We start from the raw sequence: 16,079 nt of genomic DNA, 5'->3' as shown, positions 1-16,079 counted from the left end.
GCGCCGAGCTTGGCGGGCTTGCCGCGGGCAACGCCTACACAGCGTTGGCTACCGCGGCCCTGGCCACCGGCGATGCTGCGACGGCCGAAGACGCGAGCGAGAAGGCCGGGCAGCACTTTAGTGTCCTGCCCGCGAGAGCGGCGGTGCAGCGCGTGTTCAGTGCGCAGGCCGCGCTGGCCGGCGGGGATCTGATCGCGGCCCGCCGTTTGGCCGACGAGGCCGTCGCGACAACAACCGGCTGGTGGCTGACGTGGGCGCTGAGCACGCGCGCTCGGGTGGCGATCGCGCAGGGTGAGCTGGAGCAGGCTGAGCGCGACGTCCACGACGCGCTCGCGATGGCCGCCGGCATGCAAGGTTGTTTGGGCATTTCCGACACCCTGGAGTGCCTCGGCACTCTGGCCGGCGATGCCGGCAGTCACCGCGAAGCGGCCCGGCTGTTCGGCGCGGCATACGGCATCCGGCAGCGTATGGGCGTGGTGCGCTTCCAGATCTATGACGCCGACTACCAAGCCTCGGTGGCGGCGCTGCGAGATGCGCTGGGTGAGAACGGCTTTGACTCCGCGTGGGCGGAGGGCGCTGCCCTGTCCACCGAGGAGGCGATCGCCTACGCGCAGCGCGGGCGCGGCCAACGCAAACGCCCAACCAACGGCTGGGCCGCACTCACCCCGACCGAGCTCGACGTCGTGCGGCTCGTCAGCGAAGGACTGGCCAACAAAGACATCGCCACCCGGCTGTTCGTCTCACCACGCACCGTGCAAACCCACCTCACCCACGTCTACACCAAACTCGGCCTGAGCTCCCGCGTCCAGCTCGTCCAAGAAGCGGCCCGCCACAACTGACTCAACGGATTTCGTCGGCGCGAGCCAGCAGCGCCCGCGCGCTCTCGACGCAGGGCAGTAATCGGTCGTAGGCGCTGACGCCGACCTCGGCGCGGGAGAGCATCGGCACTTCCAACCCGACGACGCAATCACCTGGCAGGGCTGCGAGCATCTCGGCCAGCGGCAACTCGCCTTCACCGGGCGCCATTCGGTGATACGTCGCCTCCTCCGCGTAGTGGTACTGCTTAGTGGACCGCAACGGGACGTCACAGAGCTGCACGTGACCGATCCGCTCGGCGGGCAGCGATCGAAGATCTTCCGGACCCGCGCCGGAGCGGGCCACGTGCATCGTGTCGATCAGCAGGCTGATCTCTTTTCGGCCTACGTGTTCGACGGCGGCCATGGCGGTCGGCAAGTCCGCGATAGCAAGGCCGGGAACGGGTTCGACGCTCGTCACAATGCCTCGATCGGCGGCCAAGTCGGTGAGCACGGCAAGCTCGTCGAACGTGCGGGCCCGGTCGGCCTCGAGGCTGACGGTGTTGATCCGCGGGATCTGAAGTTCGGCCATGATGTCCAAATCGGCGGCATACGAACGAACGTCGACCCCGGGCGCGATGAGCAGCCCCTCCCCCAATGAGATCGATATGCCGCGGTCGTCCATCGCCGCAAGTAGCTCTCGACGCAATCCAGGATCGTTACGTAGCGAAAATGGTTGATAGCCGAGCTGTTTGAGCACAAAGCCGTCTAAACCGGTGGTGATAAAGCGGCAACCCAAATCGGCGACAAGGTGGACGTATTCGACCGGCGGCATGCCAAAGACGCAGAGCATCTCGACACCGAGGCGATCCACCGGGCCGGTCCGCTCAGCCGCCGACCATGGCGAGGCCGCCGTCCACCGGGATCAGCTGCCCGGTGATGAACCCGGCGCCCTCGCCGGCGAGAAAGACCAACACCGGCCCCAAGTCGCTCGCCGGGTCGCCGAGCTTGCCGCCGAGCGGAATGGACAACTTCATCTGCTGATCCATGAATGCCGCGGCATCCGGACCCAGGAAATGCCGGAACCGGTCTGCGCCTCGAGTTTGCACGGCCGGCGCCAGCGCATTGACGGTGACCCGGTCTGCTCCCCAGGCCTTGGCTGCCGACCGGGTCCAGGCTTGAACGGCTCCCTTGGTAGCGGCGTACACCGCGGCGATCGGGCTGCCCATAACCGCCTCGGCGGAACCAAAATTGATGATCTGGCCACCGCTGCCGCGCATCACCGCATGTGCCGCCTGGTTGGTGAGAATTGTTCCCTTGACATTGGTTGCCAACAGGAAGTCGATGTCGTCGCTGCTGATATGTCCGGGCACTCCCGCCTGCCACAAGCCGGCGGCGTTGACCAGCACATCCAGGCCGCCGAGTTCCTGCACCGCGCCACCAACCGCCGCGTCGACCGCCTCGGCGTCGCGGACATCGCACTGCAGCCAGGTCACCGGGGCGATGTCGTCGGCGGGCGCGGTGCGATGGTAGGTCGCGACCACACGCGCCCCCGCCTCGTGTAGCACCCGCACCGCGGCGGCACCGATACCGGTGGCGCCGCCGGTGATCAGAATGCGCCGACCAGCCAGCGATGAATGAGGTACGGTCATGGCCGCGGAGTCTATATGTTCGTAGAGAACCAAGTTAGGTAACGGCCCATGTATTCGATGCGATTCGACATGCGCGCACCCGATTTCGGAGCGGCACCGACCGAGCTGTACGAGGCCGCGGTCGACATGTGCGCGTGGGCCGAAACACGGGGCTGCCTGGCGGCAGTGCTGTGCGAGCACCACGGTTCGCCGGATGGCTACCTGCCAACGCCGTTGATCCTTGCCAGTGCGATCGCCGCGCGCACCAAGCAGTTGATGCTGACGCTGATCGTCATCCTGCCGTTCTACGACCCCGTTCGGCTTGCCGAAGAGATCGCCGTCTTGGACATCCTCAGCAAGGGACGCGCCAGCTATGTATTCGGGCTTGGGTATCGGCCCGAGGAATACCAGCATTTCGGTCTGGACCTGCGGGCGCGCGGACGAATGGCCGACGAAAAGCTCGGTCTACTGCGTCGCCTCCTTGCCGGCGAGGCGGTTGAACACGAGGGTCGGCGAATCAAGGTGACACCCTCGCCGTCCTCGCCGCAGGGTCCGCTAATCATGTGGGGCGGAGGCAGTTTGGCTGCCGCGCGACGCGCCGGCCGGTACGGACTTGGCTACCTCGCCCAGGGCGACGCTCCCGGTTCGCAGGAGGCCTACGAAACCGCGTGTCGTGAGCACGGCCATCAGCCCGGGATGACGCTGCTGCCCAATCGCGATACGCCCAGCGTGTGTTTCGTCGCGCCCGACGTGGACCTCGCCTGGCGCGAGATCGGACCGCACCTGCTGCACGACGCGCGCGCATACGCCGACTGGAATCCCGGCGATCAGACGACGACGGGTATCGCCGATGTCAGCGACGTCGATGAGCTACGGGCGACGTCGCGCACTCATCGCATCTTCACTGCCGACGAAGCGATCGCGCATGTTCGCGGCGGTGGCATGCTCACACTTGCGCCGTTGTGCGGGGGCATCCCGCCCGACATCGCTTGGAAGTATCTGCGTTACGTCGACGAAGCGGTGATGCCCGCGCTGCGGAGTGTCGACGACGGCGGATAGCTCTACGCTACTGCAGAATCACCGGATCGCCGGTGTGAATGGTGCCTTCGACCAGTACTGTCAGGTAGACCCCGGCGCAGGGCACCGCGCCGGATCCCGGTGATGGCAGACGGTTTTCGGCCGCCGGTGTGCGCAGCGCATGAGGTGCCCGCTGTAGCTCGCCATGCTCAAGCGTGGGCAGCACACATCGTGATGTTGGCTTCAAAACATGCAACCGCGTCTCGCCGATGCTCAGATCTCTGCCAACCCAATCGTTTTCCGCATAGGGCGAGTAGCTGGGCGGGGTGGCGATCACCACGTTGGGTCGGTAACGCAGCGCCTCGGTGCCGATGTGCTGCACGGTGGTCGTGGTGATCGCATGCAGCGGTGCGAGGTCGGTGAACGAGTCTCCGGGCGTCGCATGGCCGATCTCGAGGAGCTGACCCGCGACTTCGGCATCTTCGCCCAGCTCTAGCACCGTCTCGGGGTCCGGCCGTTCCAGGGTGGCGCCCCGCGGCCGCTTGCTGACCAGGCTGACTGACCGTCCCACCAGCTCCGAGAGGACTTCGTCGATGCCGGGGTCGTCTGCTGCGATGCTTCCTCCATCGGGCAACCGTATGGATACCCGGCCGGTGTCCCCGCTCGCGGTGAACTGTAAAAGCTTGCGCCACAACCGCGGCTGCTTGGCGCTGGCTATCCGGTGGGTCTCCGAGTCAACAAGAGCTAGCCGCCGGTCCCCCGACGCGCCGCGCTCGTCGATGAACATCGACGGCACGACCTCGCCGAGCATCGACTTCACCGGGTAGCGGCGCAGACTCTCCACACGCATCTGCACCGGGCCTTCGTGATGGCGACCGGGGGTAGTCACGGTTCTCGGTGTCACTAAAACACCTCTGGATCCTGCTGGACTTCGAGCGGCACCGGATGGCGATACAGCCGCGAGGCGTTCTGCCAGGTGATCTTGCGGATCACGTCCTGTGGAAGATCGGCGATTTGTTCGTGGATCGTTTCTTGGGTGTGCGGCCAGGTGGAGTCGCAGTGCGGGTAATCAGCTTCCAACATGATGTTGTCTACACCGATCCGGTCGTGCTGTACGAACGACGACTTGTCCTCCACCGCGCAGAACCAGAAGTTGCGTGTAAAAACCTCTGCAGGAGTGAGGCTCTCACCCAACGAAGCCCAGGTTCCATACATCGCGTGGTAGCTGAGCATGTGATCGAGGCGATCCAGCAGCCCCGCGACCCAGCCGATGCCACCTTCGGACAGACAAATCTTCAGATCGGGGAACTTGCTGGGCAGCCCGGAGTACAACCAGTCGACCGCTGCCGAAATGGCATAGGCGAAGAACAGCACTCCCTGCACATCCGGTGGCGCGTCTTCGGTGGTGGACGGCGACGAACCCGAAGATCCGATGTGAAGGTTCACCACGGTCTCGGTTTCGGCGCACGCTGCCATCATCGGATCCCAGTGGCCGGAATGGATACTCGGCAATCCGAGCATCGCCGGGTTCTCGCTGAACGTGACGGCGTGAAAGCCGCGCTCGGCGTTCTCAAGGATCATCTTGGCGCCGAGCTCCGGATCCAGCAGCCAGGGCAACTGACAGGGAATGATCCGACCGGGGTATGAACCCGCCCAAACCTCGTGGTGCCAGTCATTCCATGCGCGCACGGAGGCCAACGCCAGATCGCGATCGTCGGTCACCTGCTGCAGCCGCTGGCCGGCGAACCCTGGCAGAAACGACGGAAAGTTGAGTGAGGCGTAGATGCCGTTCAGGTCCATGTCTTTGATGCGGTCGTGAATATCCCATGCGCCGCGCCGCATTTCATCGAACCGCACCGGCTCGAACCCGTACTCCGACACCGGTCGGCCGACCACCGCGTTGAACCCGACATTGGGCAGTTCCTGATCGTCGTAAACCCATGTCTGCCCGCCGTCTCCGGTGTCCACAACCCTGGGTGCTCGGTCAGCGAATCTGCCCGGCAGACGTCCAGTGAACGTGTCCGGAGGTTCGACAATGTGATCGTCGACCGAGATCACCGTGTAACGGCGATGCGCCCGTGGCGGGTCCGGCAGAAAGGTGACAGAGCGATCTTCCCCGGTCTTGGCGGTGGTGAACTTCGGGTTGGCGGCCAGCTCGTCGATCGATTTCATTTGTTTGCAGTCCAGTCAGCTCAGCACGGCGGGATCGGCTTTGATCGTCATTCGCGCTGCCCCTGCCCAGTAGACATCGGCGGCGCGTTCGATCAGCGACCGCTGCATGCCCGCCATGTCCGACCAGTTCATCGTCACCGGCTCCTTGCCGGTGAGCATGACGTCGTAGGCCAGCTTGCATACCCGCTCGATCGACGCGGCGCGGTAGACAGCCTCGGGCAGGTTGCGACCTGTCGCGATAACGCCGTGGTTGGCCAAAATGGTCAAGTTAGCCCCGCCGATGCGGGCCGCCAGATCGGCTGCGCGGGAAGGGCTGTCGATCTCCCCGTCATATGTACCGACCAGACACAAATCGTCCAGGAATAGCGAGCCGGTCTGCTGAACCAGCTCGGGCAGCCTGCCCAGCGCGGCGAGTACGCATACGTAATACGGATGGTTGTGAATGACCACCCGCGCGTCGTCCCGGACGCGGTGCAGTTCGGTATGGATATGGATCGCCGGCGTGACATCCCAACGGCCGCGGACCACGCGGGCTTCGCTATCCACCAGGCAGATATCGGATGCGGTCAACTCCTGCCACCACAGTCCCCACGGGTTGACCAACATGTCGGTGTGTCCGTCGGGCTGCCAGGTGATGTGTCCGGCCATGTTCTCGGCGAAACCGATGGCGGCCAGGTGCCGAAAGGCCACGGCGAGCGCCTGCTCGTGTGATAGCTCGACGCCGATCGGGGGCACCACCGAGGGCGCCCACACCTCCAGTCCACCTCGCCGTGCGTCACGCGCGTTCATGATTGGCCTCCATCTTGGCTCGAATATCTTCACGGAGCCGGCCTTTGGCGATTTTTCCACCGGATGATCGGGGTAGTTCATCGACCACAATGAGTCGCTCGGGCAGCAGCTCTTTGGATATGCCCTGCGCCAACAGATACTCAACGAGTTCGGGCAGGTCGATGGTCGCCAAGTCAGCGAGTTCGGCGTAGAGGCAAACCTTCTCACCGAACACCGGGTCGGGCATGGCGACCGCTGCCGACACCGCGATCGCGGGGTGTGTCATGGCGGCATCCTCGACCTGCGCTGCGCTGATGTTCTTGCCGCCGCGCAGGATGAAATCGGATGTGCGGCCGGTGACGCGCAGATAGCCTTCCGCGTCGATCTCGCAGATGTCGCCCATCCGCATCCACCCGTCGCGGGTGAACAATTGATCGTGGTCGGTACCGCCGAGGTAGCCGAGGCTGGTCGCGGGACCCCGGCACGCGGGCTGGCCCCGGCCGGTCTTGGTGACGTCGTCGTCGCCGTCGAAGAGCCGGACCGACATTTCAGGAACGATGCGGCCACCCGTGCGGAGTCTTCGTTGCAGCGAGTCGTGCACGGTCGTCCCACTGAGCAGACCGGTTTCATTGGAGCCGTAGAACTGCAGGATCTTTGCGCCGGTGAGCTCCTCGAACTCGGCAGCCGGCCGGTACGGCAGTGCCTCGCCACCGGTGAAAACGACGCGCAATGAGCTCAAGTCGTAATCCCGGCAAGCGCGATCGGCCATTAGCATCGTCAGTTGTGTACTGACACAGCACAATACGCTGACCTTGTGTCGGGCTATCGCCGCCCACGTTGCGCTGGCGGTGAACCGCTCCAAGATCACCGCGGTGGCACCCAGGTAGATCGGCGTGGTATGGCTGGTCCAAAGCCCGAAGCCGAAGGGCGTGGGGATAACGGGCAAGAAGATGTCGTCCGACGTCAGTTGCCCGTTGGCGACCGCCTTCTGGTGAAAGTAGTACCAACGGTTCTGGGTGTGCACGACGCACTTGGGCAGGCCCGTAGTCCCGGACGTGGAGTTGATCAGGAAGACGTCGTCGGGGCCGAGTTGGGATTCGACCTCAACCGCCCTACGTTCCGCGTCGGTGCTAAGCCGCGGTAGGTCGGCATCGTGAGCCAAGACGAGTGACGGGACAGGAAATTCAGCGGCCACACGTCTGACGGCCTGCATCGCGGCAGCACTGCGCTGCTGATCGCTGATCAGCAGCTTCGGTCGCGAACTGTGCAGTATCGCCGCGACCTCCCGGGTGCCGGCGCGTGCCCCGATGCCGACGACGACGGCGCCGCAACGTTCGATCGCAACAAACAACACGTGGATGGCGGCGGAGTCGCCATGCCACACCGCAATCCGATCGCCTCGTTCCACACCGACACCGGCTAGCTGGCCAGCCAGAGCGTCTGCCGAACAGTCGAATTCACGCCACGTGAGAGCTGTGCCGGGATCGTCGGCATAGGCGCAACGGTCCGGTGACTGTTGAGCGTTGCGGCGCACCGCGTCGGACAACGTCCAATCCGACCACCAGCCGGCGGCGCGATACCGCGCCGACTCCTCGTCGGTGAATGCCGGCGAGCCCACGGTATCCAGCCCACCGGCGCCCATCACCCGATGATAGGGCGAAGGGTCCTAGTTGCCAGCAGCGTTTCGATGGTTACCGTGTCAGGGTAGCCTGACTGCATGAGCGTTGCGGACGCGTGGGAGCAGGCGCGACAAGCGTGGCGGCGGCTTGCGGTCAACAGCGGACGCCCAGGTGCCGAGGACGACGGGCTGGCCTCCCTCTCCGACATCGGTGTTGTGCGCCGCATGCTCGACCAAGCCGAATTAGCCGCCGTTCGGGCCGCCCGACTGCACGGCAAACCCTGGGCTGAAATCGCTACCCAGTTAGGCGTCACGCGGCAATCCGCCTGGGAGCGGTGGCGCGATCTCGACGACGCCCCGTCGACAGTTTTGGACGACGAGGCCGTGCACCTGGTGGCGATGCGCGCCCAAGAGCAGCGTCGGGCATCGAAAGTGCTCGTGCCCAACCTAGTCGGGCTGGAATGGATCGAAGCCCGCGATGTGCTGGCGGGAAAGGGACTCGTGGCAATCAACGCCCACCCGGACACCCCGACCGACCCCGGAAGCCCCGGTTGGGTCGTCACCGACCAGAGCCCGGAGTCCGGCGCAAAGGTGAGGGCCGGATCGGTAGTCCGGCTGTGGCTTCGGGGTGACGGCGACGCCGGAGTCCGTGAGCCGCGGCGTCCGCGCCCCAGGCCTCGATCGGCTCGCGAGATGCTGCCCGAACCCGACCAGGCCATCAGCTAATGTGCCGCAGCTCAGATGATGCCCATGCCCTGAGCCATCAGCGCGAGCCCAACCAATGCCAGCATGACGACCAGGATCTGCCGCCGATAGAACCGTGCCCAGTCGTGTAGCCGTCGCAACAACGCTTCCGTTTTGGCAGGCGCGACCAGATTGCCAAGCAGAACGATCTCGACAACCGCAAGCGTCTCGACGATGAAAACGATGGCGGCGCTGGTCTGCACGCCAAGCGCGGCTCCCGAGGTCAGGATGGTGGTGAGGCCGAATACAACCATGGCTGGGTTAGGCCCGGCCCAGAAGCCGATCGCCAACGCTACCCAGGAAGACTCGCTTTCCCATGCGGCGTTCGCGCGGCTGAGCAGACGACGGCTTGCAGAGCCGGATCCGCCCTCGCCCGCCGCATCCTTGCCGCGGCCCAGCAGCCGTGAGATCGGGTTCGGCGCATCCGAGTCCGCGACCAAGGTCGACGTGCTGGCGCCCGGTTTCGGCAGCTGGGCTCGCTGACGCGCCAAATAGCGCACCGCCAAGAAAGCGGCGATGAATAAAACGAGCACACCCACGACGATTTCGACGGTGCGGACGGTGGAACTGGTGGCCGTGGTCGGGTTGGCCAAGTCGTGCACGAACGAAGAAAACGTCGGCGTGAAATGCAGCACCAAAATCGGGATCAGCAATAAGAAAAAGCCGACTAGCGCGCAACCGACCCAGTACATAAGCAAGTTCTGAGCGGGCCGTGGTCTGGAAACGAGGAGGAGATTGAGGCCGAGACGCACCGGGTCGAGCGCTATGGGAAGCGCCAGCACCAGCAGCGAACTCCACATGGCCGCAAACCTACCTTCCCGCTTGTCATGACCGGTATCGAACCTGGCTGCGCCAGAACTAGATCCGCAATGCTGCATTAATTACTTTGAATATGCCAAAAGAATTGACGCTCCCCACCCCGAGGAACCCCTGATATGAGCATCGACGACGCAGCGATTGCTGGAGCACTGCTGGCCGACCGGGTTGCGGTGGTGACCGGCGGCGGTGGCGGTATCGGCGCGGCGACCGCGCGGCTGTTCGCACAACATGGCGCCCGAGTGGTCATCGCCGATATCGACGCCGAACATGCTCAGCAGACCGCTGACGAGATCACCGCATCGGGCGGGTGCGCTCTGGCAGTCGTCACCGACGTCCGTGACGCCGACCAGGTCGCCGCGCTGGCGCAATCAGTACTCGAGCGTTACGGCCAAGTGGATGTTCTGGTGAACAACGTGGGCCACTGGCTGCGCCACCCAGGCAACTTCGTCGACACCGACTCCCAGCTGTGGGACGAGCTCTACCGAATCAACCTGCACCACGTTTTCCTCGTCACGCACGCCTTCCTGCCGGCGATGATCGACCAACATGCTGGCGCGATCGTCAACGTCTCGTCCGTCGAAGGGCTGCGCGGCTACCCGGAGGACCCGGTCTACGCCGCTTTCAAAGCTGCCGTCATCCACTTCACCCGCAGCCTCGCGGTGCAGGTCGGCCGCGACGGCGTACGTGTCAACGCGATCGGCCCCGATGTCACCGAATCACTGCAGGTGCCCTACTCGCAGTGGCTGACCGCTGAAGAACAGCTGCAGTGGCCGCAATGGGTTCCGGTCGGACGGATGGGGTTGCCCGAGGACCAGGCCCGGGTGATCCTGTTTTTGGCGTCTGACCTGTCGGCCTTCGTCACCGGCCACACCATCCCGACCGACGGCGGCACCGGCGCAGCGGGTGGATGGTTTCGATCGTCACGCCGGCCCGACCGGGAGTGGACTAACCGCCCCGTCGCACCGTGACCGATCAGCTCGGCTCGCGCAGCGGCAGCCCGGCGGCACGATAGATCGCGTCGATAACGGTCATGTTCTCGATCGCGTCTTCGGGCGTGGTCTTGACCGGTTCGCCGCGCAACACAGCGGCGGCGAAGGCGTCGAGCTGATACGCGTAGGAGGCGCGGCGCGAAAAACGCTCGACACGTTTACCGGCAGCTGATCGAACTGAGAGCCGATGGTAAACCTGCGGCATTACCGGATTTAGTGCGCGGAGCTCGCCCTGGTCGCCAACCACGTGAGCGCTGAACTCCAGCAGATGCGACGACCACATCGAGCAACGGATCCGGCCGGTGTGCCCCTCGGCGAACCGCACCTCTGCCGTCATGGCCCGGTCGATCTGCGGATCGCGCAATTTCGCCTGCGCTGAAACGACTTCCGGGGTTGAACCGCCGAACGTGCGGACCATGTGGACCGCATAGCACCCAGCGTCCATGGTCGCGCCGCCGGCGAGCGAATAGTTGTAGCGGATGTCGGAGAACTTCGGTAGCGGGAAGCACAGGGCCGCCTCCACCCGCTTGAGCTTGCCCAGTTCGCCCGAGGCGATGATCTCCTCGATTCGCAAAGCCATCGGATGGTAGCGGTAGTGAAACGCCTCCATCACGACTCGGTCCGACTGTGCGGCCAGCTCAGCGATCTCACGAGCTTCCGCGGCGTTTGCGGTGAACGGCTTTTCGCACAGCACATGCTTACCGGAAGCCAGCGCGGCTCGGGTCCACTTGCCGTGCAAGCCATTCGGTAGCGGGTTGTAGATGGCGTCGAGATTGGGGTCGGCGAGCAAAGCGTCATAGCTGTCGTGCACCCGGGCGATGTCGTGTTTGGCGGCAAATGCCTGCGCACGCGAAACGTCGCGCGCCGCGACGGCGGCGACTACGACGTCGGCGTTTGCCTTGGCCGGTTTGATGAGCGCCGGCGGCGCGATACGAGCTGCACCCAGTACGCCGATTTGCACGGGATCAGGCTACTTGGCGGCGCAGAGTTTTGGGATGACAAGGCGCAGCCCAGCGAATACCGAATTAAGTCGAATTGAACAAATCCCGTCATCAGCGTAGGCAATGGGTTTAAATCTTCCTTTCTCAGCAAGCTCACCCGAATTATTAATCTCGCACGCAGGGTAGACGCCTACCGTCGGCCCATGACTGCGGTCGGTGAGCTGGTGCAGTTCCCGTCGAGTCGCTCGGCGGCCTCGCCACCCCTGCGCTGTCCCCGCGGTCATCTGATGCGGCCAGAACGGATGCTCGTCGGTAGCACTGCATGCTCCTGCGGACGTCACTCAACGTGGCGATGTCATTGCGGTGCCGTGACATATGGGCCCGCGTTGGGTGAGAACTGCAGTCTGGTTCGACGGGCCGACGCCTGCGAGGCTAAGTCGACTTCTCGAGCTTGCTCGAGGGTGTAAACGGCATGTCAAAGTCCCGTAACAATGGCCCGAACTATCTCCCGGACCAGCCGCTGGACTGGGTACATTTTTTAAGTTGGATTGACGGGCTTTGGCCCGTCTTAGCTGAGGAAGAAGGTCATGCTCACCATTGAGGCGCGTCTCCTTGACGAACTGCGCAACTCCGCTCTCGAGTTACGGCAACTTGCGTACACACTCCAGAACGGGATCGGCGAGCACGATCTGCTTCGACTCTCCGAGCGAATGCGGGCGGCCGCCGACGAGGTGGTCCGCAGCAGGGTTTAGCCGCTAGCCCTAGTTGCCTTGAGCACCTGGCGGTTTCGGGGGCCGCCCCTTGCCGGTCAGGTATTTCGGGCAGTACTCGCCGGCCGCGAGTGTCATGAACTCGGCGGCGCCGTGCGCCGTTAAGCCCGGATTGCGCGACACAAGGTTGCTCTCGATTTCCGTGTCCGGCGTGCCCTTGTCGACTAACGAGCACACGTCCTTGGCAACCGCGATCGCGGCGGCCGGGTCCTGATCGGTAAGCCCGGCGGCTTTGAGTTGGGAAATGAAGTCGGCGTCGGCATCGGACGGGGGGTCGGCGTATGCCGGCGCAGCCAGACCGATCATGGCGGCGACGCTTGTCAGAATCAGCAGACGTCTCATAGTTCCCGAGTGTTCCAAAGTCGAGTCCACGGCGCATCCCCCATCCAACGCCAAGGCCACATGCGACAAGTGTTCAGACGGCGTTAACGTTGATGTTGGCCCACGACACGCCTATCCCGCGGTGTCCCCCGGCTCTTCCTCGTGCTCGGCGTCGGCGACTGTCAACGGCAACGCCAGTTCTTCCAGCGGGCGTTGCTCGGCCGCGACACCGAGCCAGAGTTCAACGAGGCCCGAAATGGCCATTACGACCGCTCCGATCAGGAACGACCAGACCACCAGGCCGCGTTGACCCGAATTGATCAGCTGACCGAAGAGCAGCGGACCGCTGATACCGCCGATCGCGGTGCCGACGGCGTAGAAGAACGCGATCGCCAGCGCCCTGGTCTCCATCGGGAAGATCTCGCTGACGGTCAAATAAGCGGCACTGGCGCCGGCTGAGGCTAAGAAGAAGGTCACCGCGAGCACGATGATGAAGGCCCAGACGCCGCCAGCCTGGGTCACGAACACCACGGCGAGCACCACGGCCACGACGGCCGAACCGATATAGGACAACGAAATCATCGGTTTGCGGCCGACGGTGTCGAACAGCGGCCCAAGGACCAGGGGTCCGACGAAATTGCTGAGCGCCCACAGGATGTAGAACAGCGGCACCGTGCCGGATGCGACGCCGTAGAACTCGCTCAACAGCGTGCCGAGATTGAACGTCACGCCGTTGTAGAGAAACGCTTGTCCGATGAACAGCGCCAAGCCCAGGACGGCGCGGCGCGGATAGAGCTTGAACGCCACCCGGGCGATCTCTCGGAATGAAATAGTCTCACGCTGACGGACTTTGAGCGGGCGCCCTTGCGGCTCCGGCAGCGGCTGGCCGGTATCGTGCTGAATTTCGTCTTCTATCGCGGCGACGACGTGTTCGGCTTCCTGCTCTCGCCCGTGAATGAACAACCAGCGTGGACTTTCGGGCACATTGCGCCGGACCAGAAGGACGAAAATACCGAAGATTGCTCCCACGCCGAAGGCCAGCCGCCATCCGATGTTGGCCGGGAAGTTCGACGTGTTCAGAACCACCAGCGCGCCGGCCGCTCCCGCGGCCGAACCGAGCCAGTATGTCCCGTTGATCACCAGGTCCACGCGACCCCGCACCCGCGCGGGGATCAACTCATCGATCGCCGAGTTGATGGCGGCGTATTCGCCCCCGATCCCGGAGCCGGTGAAGAAGCGTGCGACGAAGAAATACCATGGGGCAAAAGCGAATGCGGTGGCAACGGTCGCGACCAGATATACCGCGAGGGTCAGCATGAACAGATTGCGTCGTCCGAAGCGGTCGGTCAGGTGACCGAAGAACAATGCGCCTAGGCAGGCCCCCGCGATGTAGATCGCCGCTGCCACGCCGATCTGGGCGGGGTCAAGTTCGATGCCACTGCCCTTCTCGGTAAGCCGAGACGACACGTTGCCGACCATCGTGACCTCGAGCCCGTCGAGAATCCACACACCGCCAAGCCCGATGACGACGCGCCAGTGAAACCGCGCCCAGGGCAGTCGGTCCAGCCGTGCCGGCACATGCGTCGTGATAGTCCCGGTCTGGACGCTTCCACTCATGCTGCTCCGTTCTGGGTCGACCCGAGGTTTACCCACTACTGCGTATCGCAAGCCTCAATGAGACCACTCGTTGGACGCGAGTCCGCACGCTGGCCATCGAGGTAAGGCGTCATTCTTAGAAATTAAGGCAGTTGACATAATTCTCTTGCAATGATGTTCTTCTGACGTGGCACAAAAATCATCCCCTGAGCCGCGGGGGTCGACGATCGACCGGCTGATCGAAGTCGGCGAAAGACTCTTCGCAACGCACGGCCTCGACGGTGTCTCGCTGCGCCAGATCGCGACGGAGTCCGGTACTTCGAACAATTCCGCGGTCCGCTACCACTTCGGCTCCAAAAGCGCTCTGGTAACGGCAATCATCGAGTACCGGCTGCCGCACATCATCCGACGTCGCGAATTGCTTGCCGCCCGTAGCGATCTCGATGATCTGCGATCAGTTCTGGAAGCACACCTGCTGCCCACGGTGGATATGGCCGAGAGTGCCGACAACCACTATCTGATGTTCATCGAGCAATTGCAGCGGTACGGACGCAGCGCGAACCATCCGTTCTTTCATGTCTCGGCACCGTTGCGGAACTCGCATCGGAAGTTTCTACGGACCGCCGGAAGCCTGTTGCCGCATCTGCCCAATGCGCTTCGGGCCCAGAGGATAGCGACCGTTACAAACCTGTGCCTGCATGCCTCGGCCGACCGTCAGCGAGCACTTCACTTTGGCGCACCGCAGCGCAACTATGCGCTGCATGTCAACGACCTTTTCGATGGATTGGTCGGCTATCTGGCTGCCCCGGCGTCGGCGGCCACGCTGCGGAGCCTGAACGTGAGAACAACCCAATCTGTCTCCACGAATTCCTGAATGCCGTGCGCCAATGAACACACTTGAGGACAAGGTCGCCGTTGTCACCGGAGCGGCCAGCGGCATCGGCCGCGCGATTGCCCACTCCCTCGCCGAACGCGGCACCCACATTGTTGCCGTCGACATCGACGCCATCGGTATCAGCACGCTGGCGACGGAGCTCTCGGCCCAGGGGGTAATCGCTGTGGCCTGCCCCGCCGACATCTCCGAAGCTGATGCCTTCGACGATGTCCGCGACACGGCACTGGAGCGATTCGGCCACGTCGACATCGTGGTCAACAACGTCGGCGTGCTGACCAACGGTCTACCGCAGGACATTCCGGTCGTCGAATGGCAACGCATCCTGAGCATCAACCTGATGTCGGTAGTGCGCAGCAACGCCGTGTTCTTGCCGCTGCTCCTCGACCAGGGCAGCGGACACGTGGTCAACACCGCCTCGTTCGCCGGGCTGTTCACCTACTCCTACGATCGGCTGCCCTATGCGGCGACCAAGGCCGCCATCGTCCAGATCAGCGAGGGTCTGGCACTTTATCTGCGTCCCAGAAATATCGGCGTCACGCTGCTGTGCCCGGGACCAGTGCTGACCAACATTGCCTCGTCTATGCCGAAGTTCGGCGCCGGCGCGGCCATGCGCACCCCCGGTGATCAATTCGAGCTGCTCGACCCGGCGCCAGTCGGTGACCTGGTGGCCGATGCGATTCTGCACAACCGCTTTTTCGTACCGACCCATCCCCAGGTCGTCGACGAGCTGCGTCGGCGCGTCGACAACTGGGATGCCTACCTCGATTACCAAATCTCCCGTGAACCCGCACCGAAAGGCCAAGACCGATGACCGAAGCCCGCACAGCCGGCGTCAACGTTTTCAAGGAACTGATGCCCGGGCTCATCCCCGACGACCTGACAAGCCTGCGCGACGGCGGGTTCGCCGACGAACTCGCTGACCTGAGCTTCGACCACGTCTTCGGTAGCCTGTGGACCCGGCCGGGGCTGGACCGCCGTTCCCGTAGCCTTGTCACGCTCGGCGC

The 16,079-nt window shown here is 64.0% G+C and carries 18 protein-coding genes; 8 read left to right on the top strand and 10 right to left on the bottom strand.

All coding sequences use genetic code 11. The features are described 5' to 3' along the window. Positions 1–839, top strand: an 839-nt coding sequence (locus WAN71_RS02310) for a response regulator transcription factor (protein ID WP_422223779.1), incomplete at its 5' end; no start/stop codon positions are given. Position 840: 1 nt separating this feature from the next. Here the strand turns inward: WAN71_RS02310 and WAN71_RS02305 are convergent. Together WAN71_RS02305 and WAN71_RS02300 are read right to left on the bottom strand one after the other, a co-directional pair. Continuing rightward, complete coding sequence (locus WAN71_RS02305; RefSeq protein WP_422223778.1) at positions 841–1,668, bottom strand: sugar phosphate isomerase/epimerase family protein; 828 nt, start codon at positions 1,666–1,668, stop codon at positions 841–843. 13 nt (positions 1,669–1,681) lie between these two features. Next, the gene (locus tag WAN71_RS02300) at positions 1,682–2,446 is read right to left on the bottom strand and encodes an SDR family NAD(P)-dependent oxidoreductase (protein WP_422223777.1); all 765 of its coding nucleotides are present in this window, start codon (positions 2,444–2,446) and stop codon (positions 1,682–1,684) included. Between the two features lie 48 nt (positions 2,447–2,494). On the opposite strand from WAN71_RS02300, the gene WAN71_RS02295 reads away from it, so the two are divergent. Further along, on the top strand, positions 2,495–3,484 hold the full coding sequence (locus tag WAN71_RS02295; protein ID WP_422223776.1) for an LLM class flavin-dependent oxidoreductase: 990 nt from the start codon (positions 2,495–2,497) through the stop codon (positions 3,482–3,484). A 7-nt stretch (positions 3,485–3,491) separates the two neighbouring features. Here WAN71_RS02295 and WAN71_RS02290 read toward each other — a convergent pair whose 3' ends face one another. Genes WAN71_RS02290 through WAN71_RS02275 form a run of 4 tightly spaced genes read right to left on the bottom strand, consistent with a single transcriptional unit; the run spans position 3,492 to position 8,024 of the window. Beyond that, a complete protein-coding gene (locus tag WAN71_RS02290; protein ID WP_422223780.1) occupies positions 3,492–4,292 on the bottom strand; it encodes an MOSC domain-containing protein in 801 nt (266 codons plus the stop codon). Positions 4,293–4,345: 53 nt separating this feature from the next. After that, on the bottom strand, positions 4,346–5,614 hold the full coding sequence (locus WAN71_RS02285; RefSeq protein WP_422223775.1) for an amidohydrolase family protein: 1,269 nt from the start codon (positions 5,612–5,614) through the stop codon (positions 4,346–4,348). Positions 5,615–5,629: 15 nt separating this feature from the next. Next, positions 5,630–6,403 (bottom strand): class II aldolase/adducin family protein, encoded by a 774-nt coding sequence (locus WAN71_RS02280; protein WP_422223774.1) that lies wholly within the window; start codon positions 6,401–6,403, stop codon positions 5,630–5,632. Further along, the gene (locus WAN71_RS02275; protein WP_422223773.1) at positions 6,390–8,024 is read right to left on the bottom strand and encodes a class I adenylate-forming enzyme family protein; all 1,635 of its coding nucleotides are present in this window, start codon (positions 8,022–8,024) and stop codon (positions 6,390–6,392) included. Before WAN71_RS02275 ends, WAN71_RS02280 begins: the two co-directional genes overlap by 14 nt. A gap of 75 nt (positions 8,025–8,099) precedes the next feature. Here WAN71_RS02275 and WAN71_RS02270 point away from each other — a divergent pair, with 75 nt between their 5' ends. Continuing rightward, positions 8,100–8,726: a PASTA domain-containing protein gene (locus tag WAN71_RS02270; RefSeq protein WP_422223772.1), complete on the top strand. Its 627-nt coding sequence runs from the start codon at positions 8,100–8,102 to the stop codon at positions 8,724–8,726. A gap of 11 nt (positions 8,727–8,737) precedes the next feature. On the opposite strand, the gene WAN71_RS02265 is transcribed toward WAN71_RS02270, so the two are convergent. Further along, positions 8,738–9,544 carry a GAP family protein gene (locus WAN71_RS02265; RefSeq protein WP_422223771.1) on the bottom strand — a complete coding sequence of 269 codons (807 nt, stop codon included), beginning with the start codon at positions 9,542–9,544 and terminating at the stop codon, positions 8,738–8,740. Positions 9,545–9,679: 135 nt separating this feature from the next. Between WAN71_RS02265 and WAN71_RS02260 the strand changes: the two genes are divergently transcribed. Beyond that, positions 9,680–10,531 (top strand): SDR family NAD(P)-dependent oxidoreductase, encoded by an 852-nt coding sequence (locus tag WAN71_RS02260; RefSeq protein WP_422223770.1) that lies wholly within the window; start codon positions 9,680–9,682, stop codon positions 10,529–10,531. Positions 10,532–10,535: 4 nt separating this feature from the next. On the opposite strand, the gene WAN71_RS02255 is transcribed toward WAN71_RS02260, so the two are convergent. Then, positions 10,536–11,513: a Gfo/Idh/MocA family protein gene (locus WAN71_RS02255; protein WP_422223769.1), complete on the bottom strand. Its 978-nt coding sequence runs from the start codon at positions 11,511–11,513 to the stop codon at positions 10,536–10,538. A 567-nt stretch (positions 11,514–12,080) separates the two neighbouring features. Here WAN71_RS02255 and WAN71_RS02250 point away from each other — a divergent pair. Next, the gene (locus WAN71_RS02250) at positions 12,081–12,245 is read left to right on the top strand and encodes a hypothetical protein (protein ID WP_422223768.1); all 165 of its coding nucleotides are present in this window, start codon (positions 12,081–12,083) and stop codon (positions 12,243–12,245) included. Positions 12,246–12,254: 9 nt separating this feature from the next. Here WAN71_RS02250 and WAN71_RS02245 read toward each other — a convergent pair whose 3' ends face one another. Beyond that, positions 12,255–12,605 (bottom strand): DUF732 domain-containing protein, encoded by a 351-nt coding sequence (locus WAN71_RS02245; RefSeq protein WP_422223767.1) that lies wholly within the window; start codon positions 12,603–12,605, stop codon positions 12,255–12,257. 111 nt (positions 12,606–12,716) lie between these two features. Beyond that, positions 12,717–14,201 (bottom strand): MFS transporter, encoded by a 1,485-nt coding sequence (locus WAN71_RS02240; RefSeq protein ID WP_422223766.1) that lies wholly within the window; start codon positions 14,199–14,201, stop codon positions 12,717–12,719. A gap of 166 nt (positions 14,202–14,367) precedes the next feature. Here WAN71_RS02240 and WAN71_RS02235 point away from each other — a divergent pair, with 166 nt between their 5' ends. The 3 genes from WAN71_RS02235 to WAN71_RS02225 all read left to right on the top strand — a co-directional run. After that, entirely contained in the window at positions 14,368–15,054 is a 687-nt protein-coding gene (locus WAN71_RS02235; RefSeq protein ID WP_422223765.1) for a TetR/AcrR family transcriptional regulator, read from the top strand. 13 nt (positions 15,055–15,067) lie between these two features. After that, a complete protein-coding gene (locus WAN71_RS02230) occupies positions 15,068–15,886 on the top strand; it encodes an SDR family oxidoreductase (protein ID WP_422223764.1) in 819 nt (272 codons plus the stop codon). Further along, positions 15,883–16,079, top strand: a 197-nt coding sequence (locus WAN71_RS02225; protein WP_422223763.1) for a carboxymuconolactone decarboxylase family protein, incomplete at its 3' end; no start/stop codon positions are given. The genes WAN71_RS02230 and WAN71_RS02225, both read left to right, overlap by 4 nt.

Origin of the sequence: Mycobacterium sp., assembly GCF_049280035.1 — a bacterium.
In the GTDB taxonomy this organism is placed as follows: Bacteria; Actinomycetota; Actinomycetes; order Mycobacteriales; family Mycobacteriaceae; genus Mycobacterium.
Note: the sequence above shows the minus strand (reverse complement) of the source record. Positions and strands in the feature narration are given on the sequence as shown.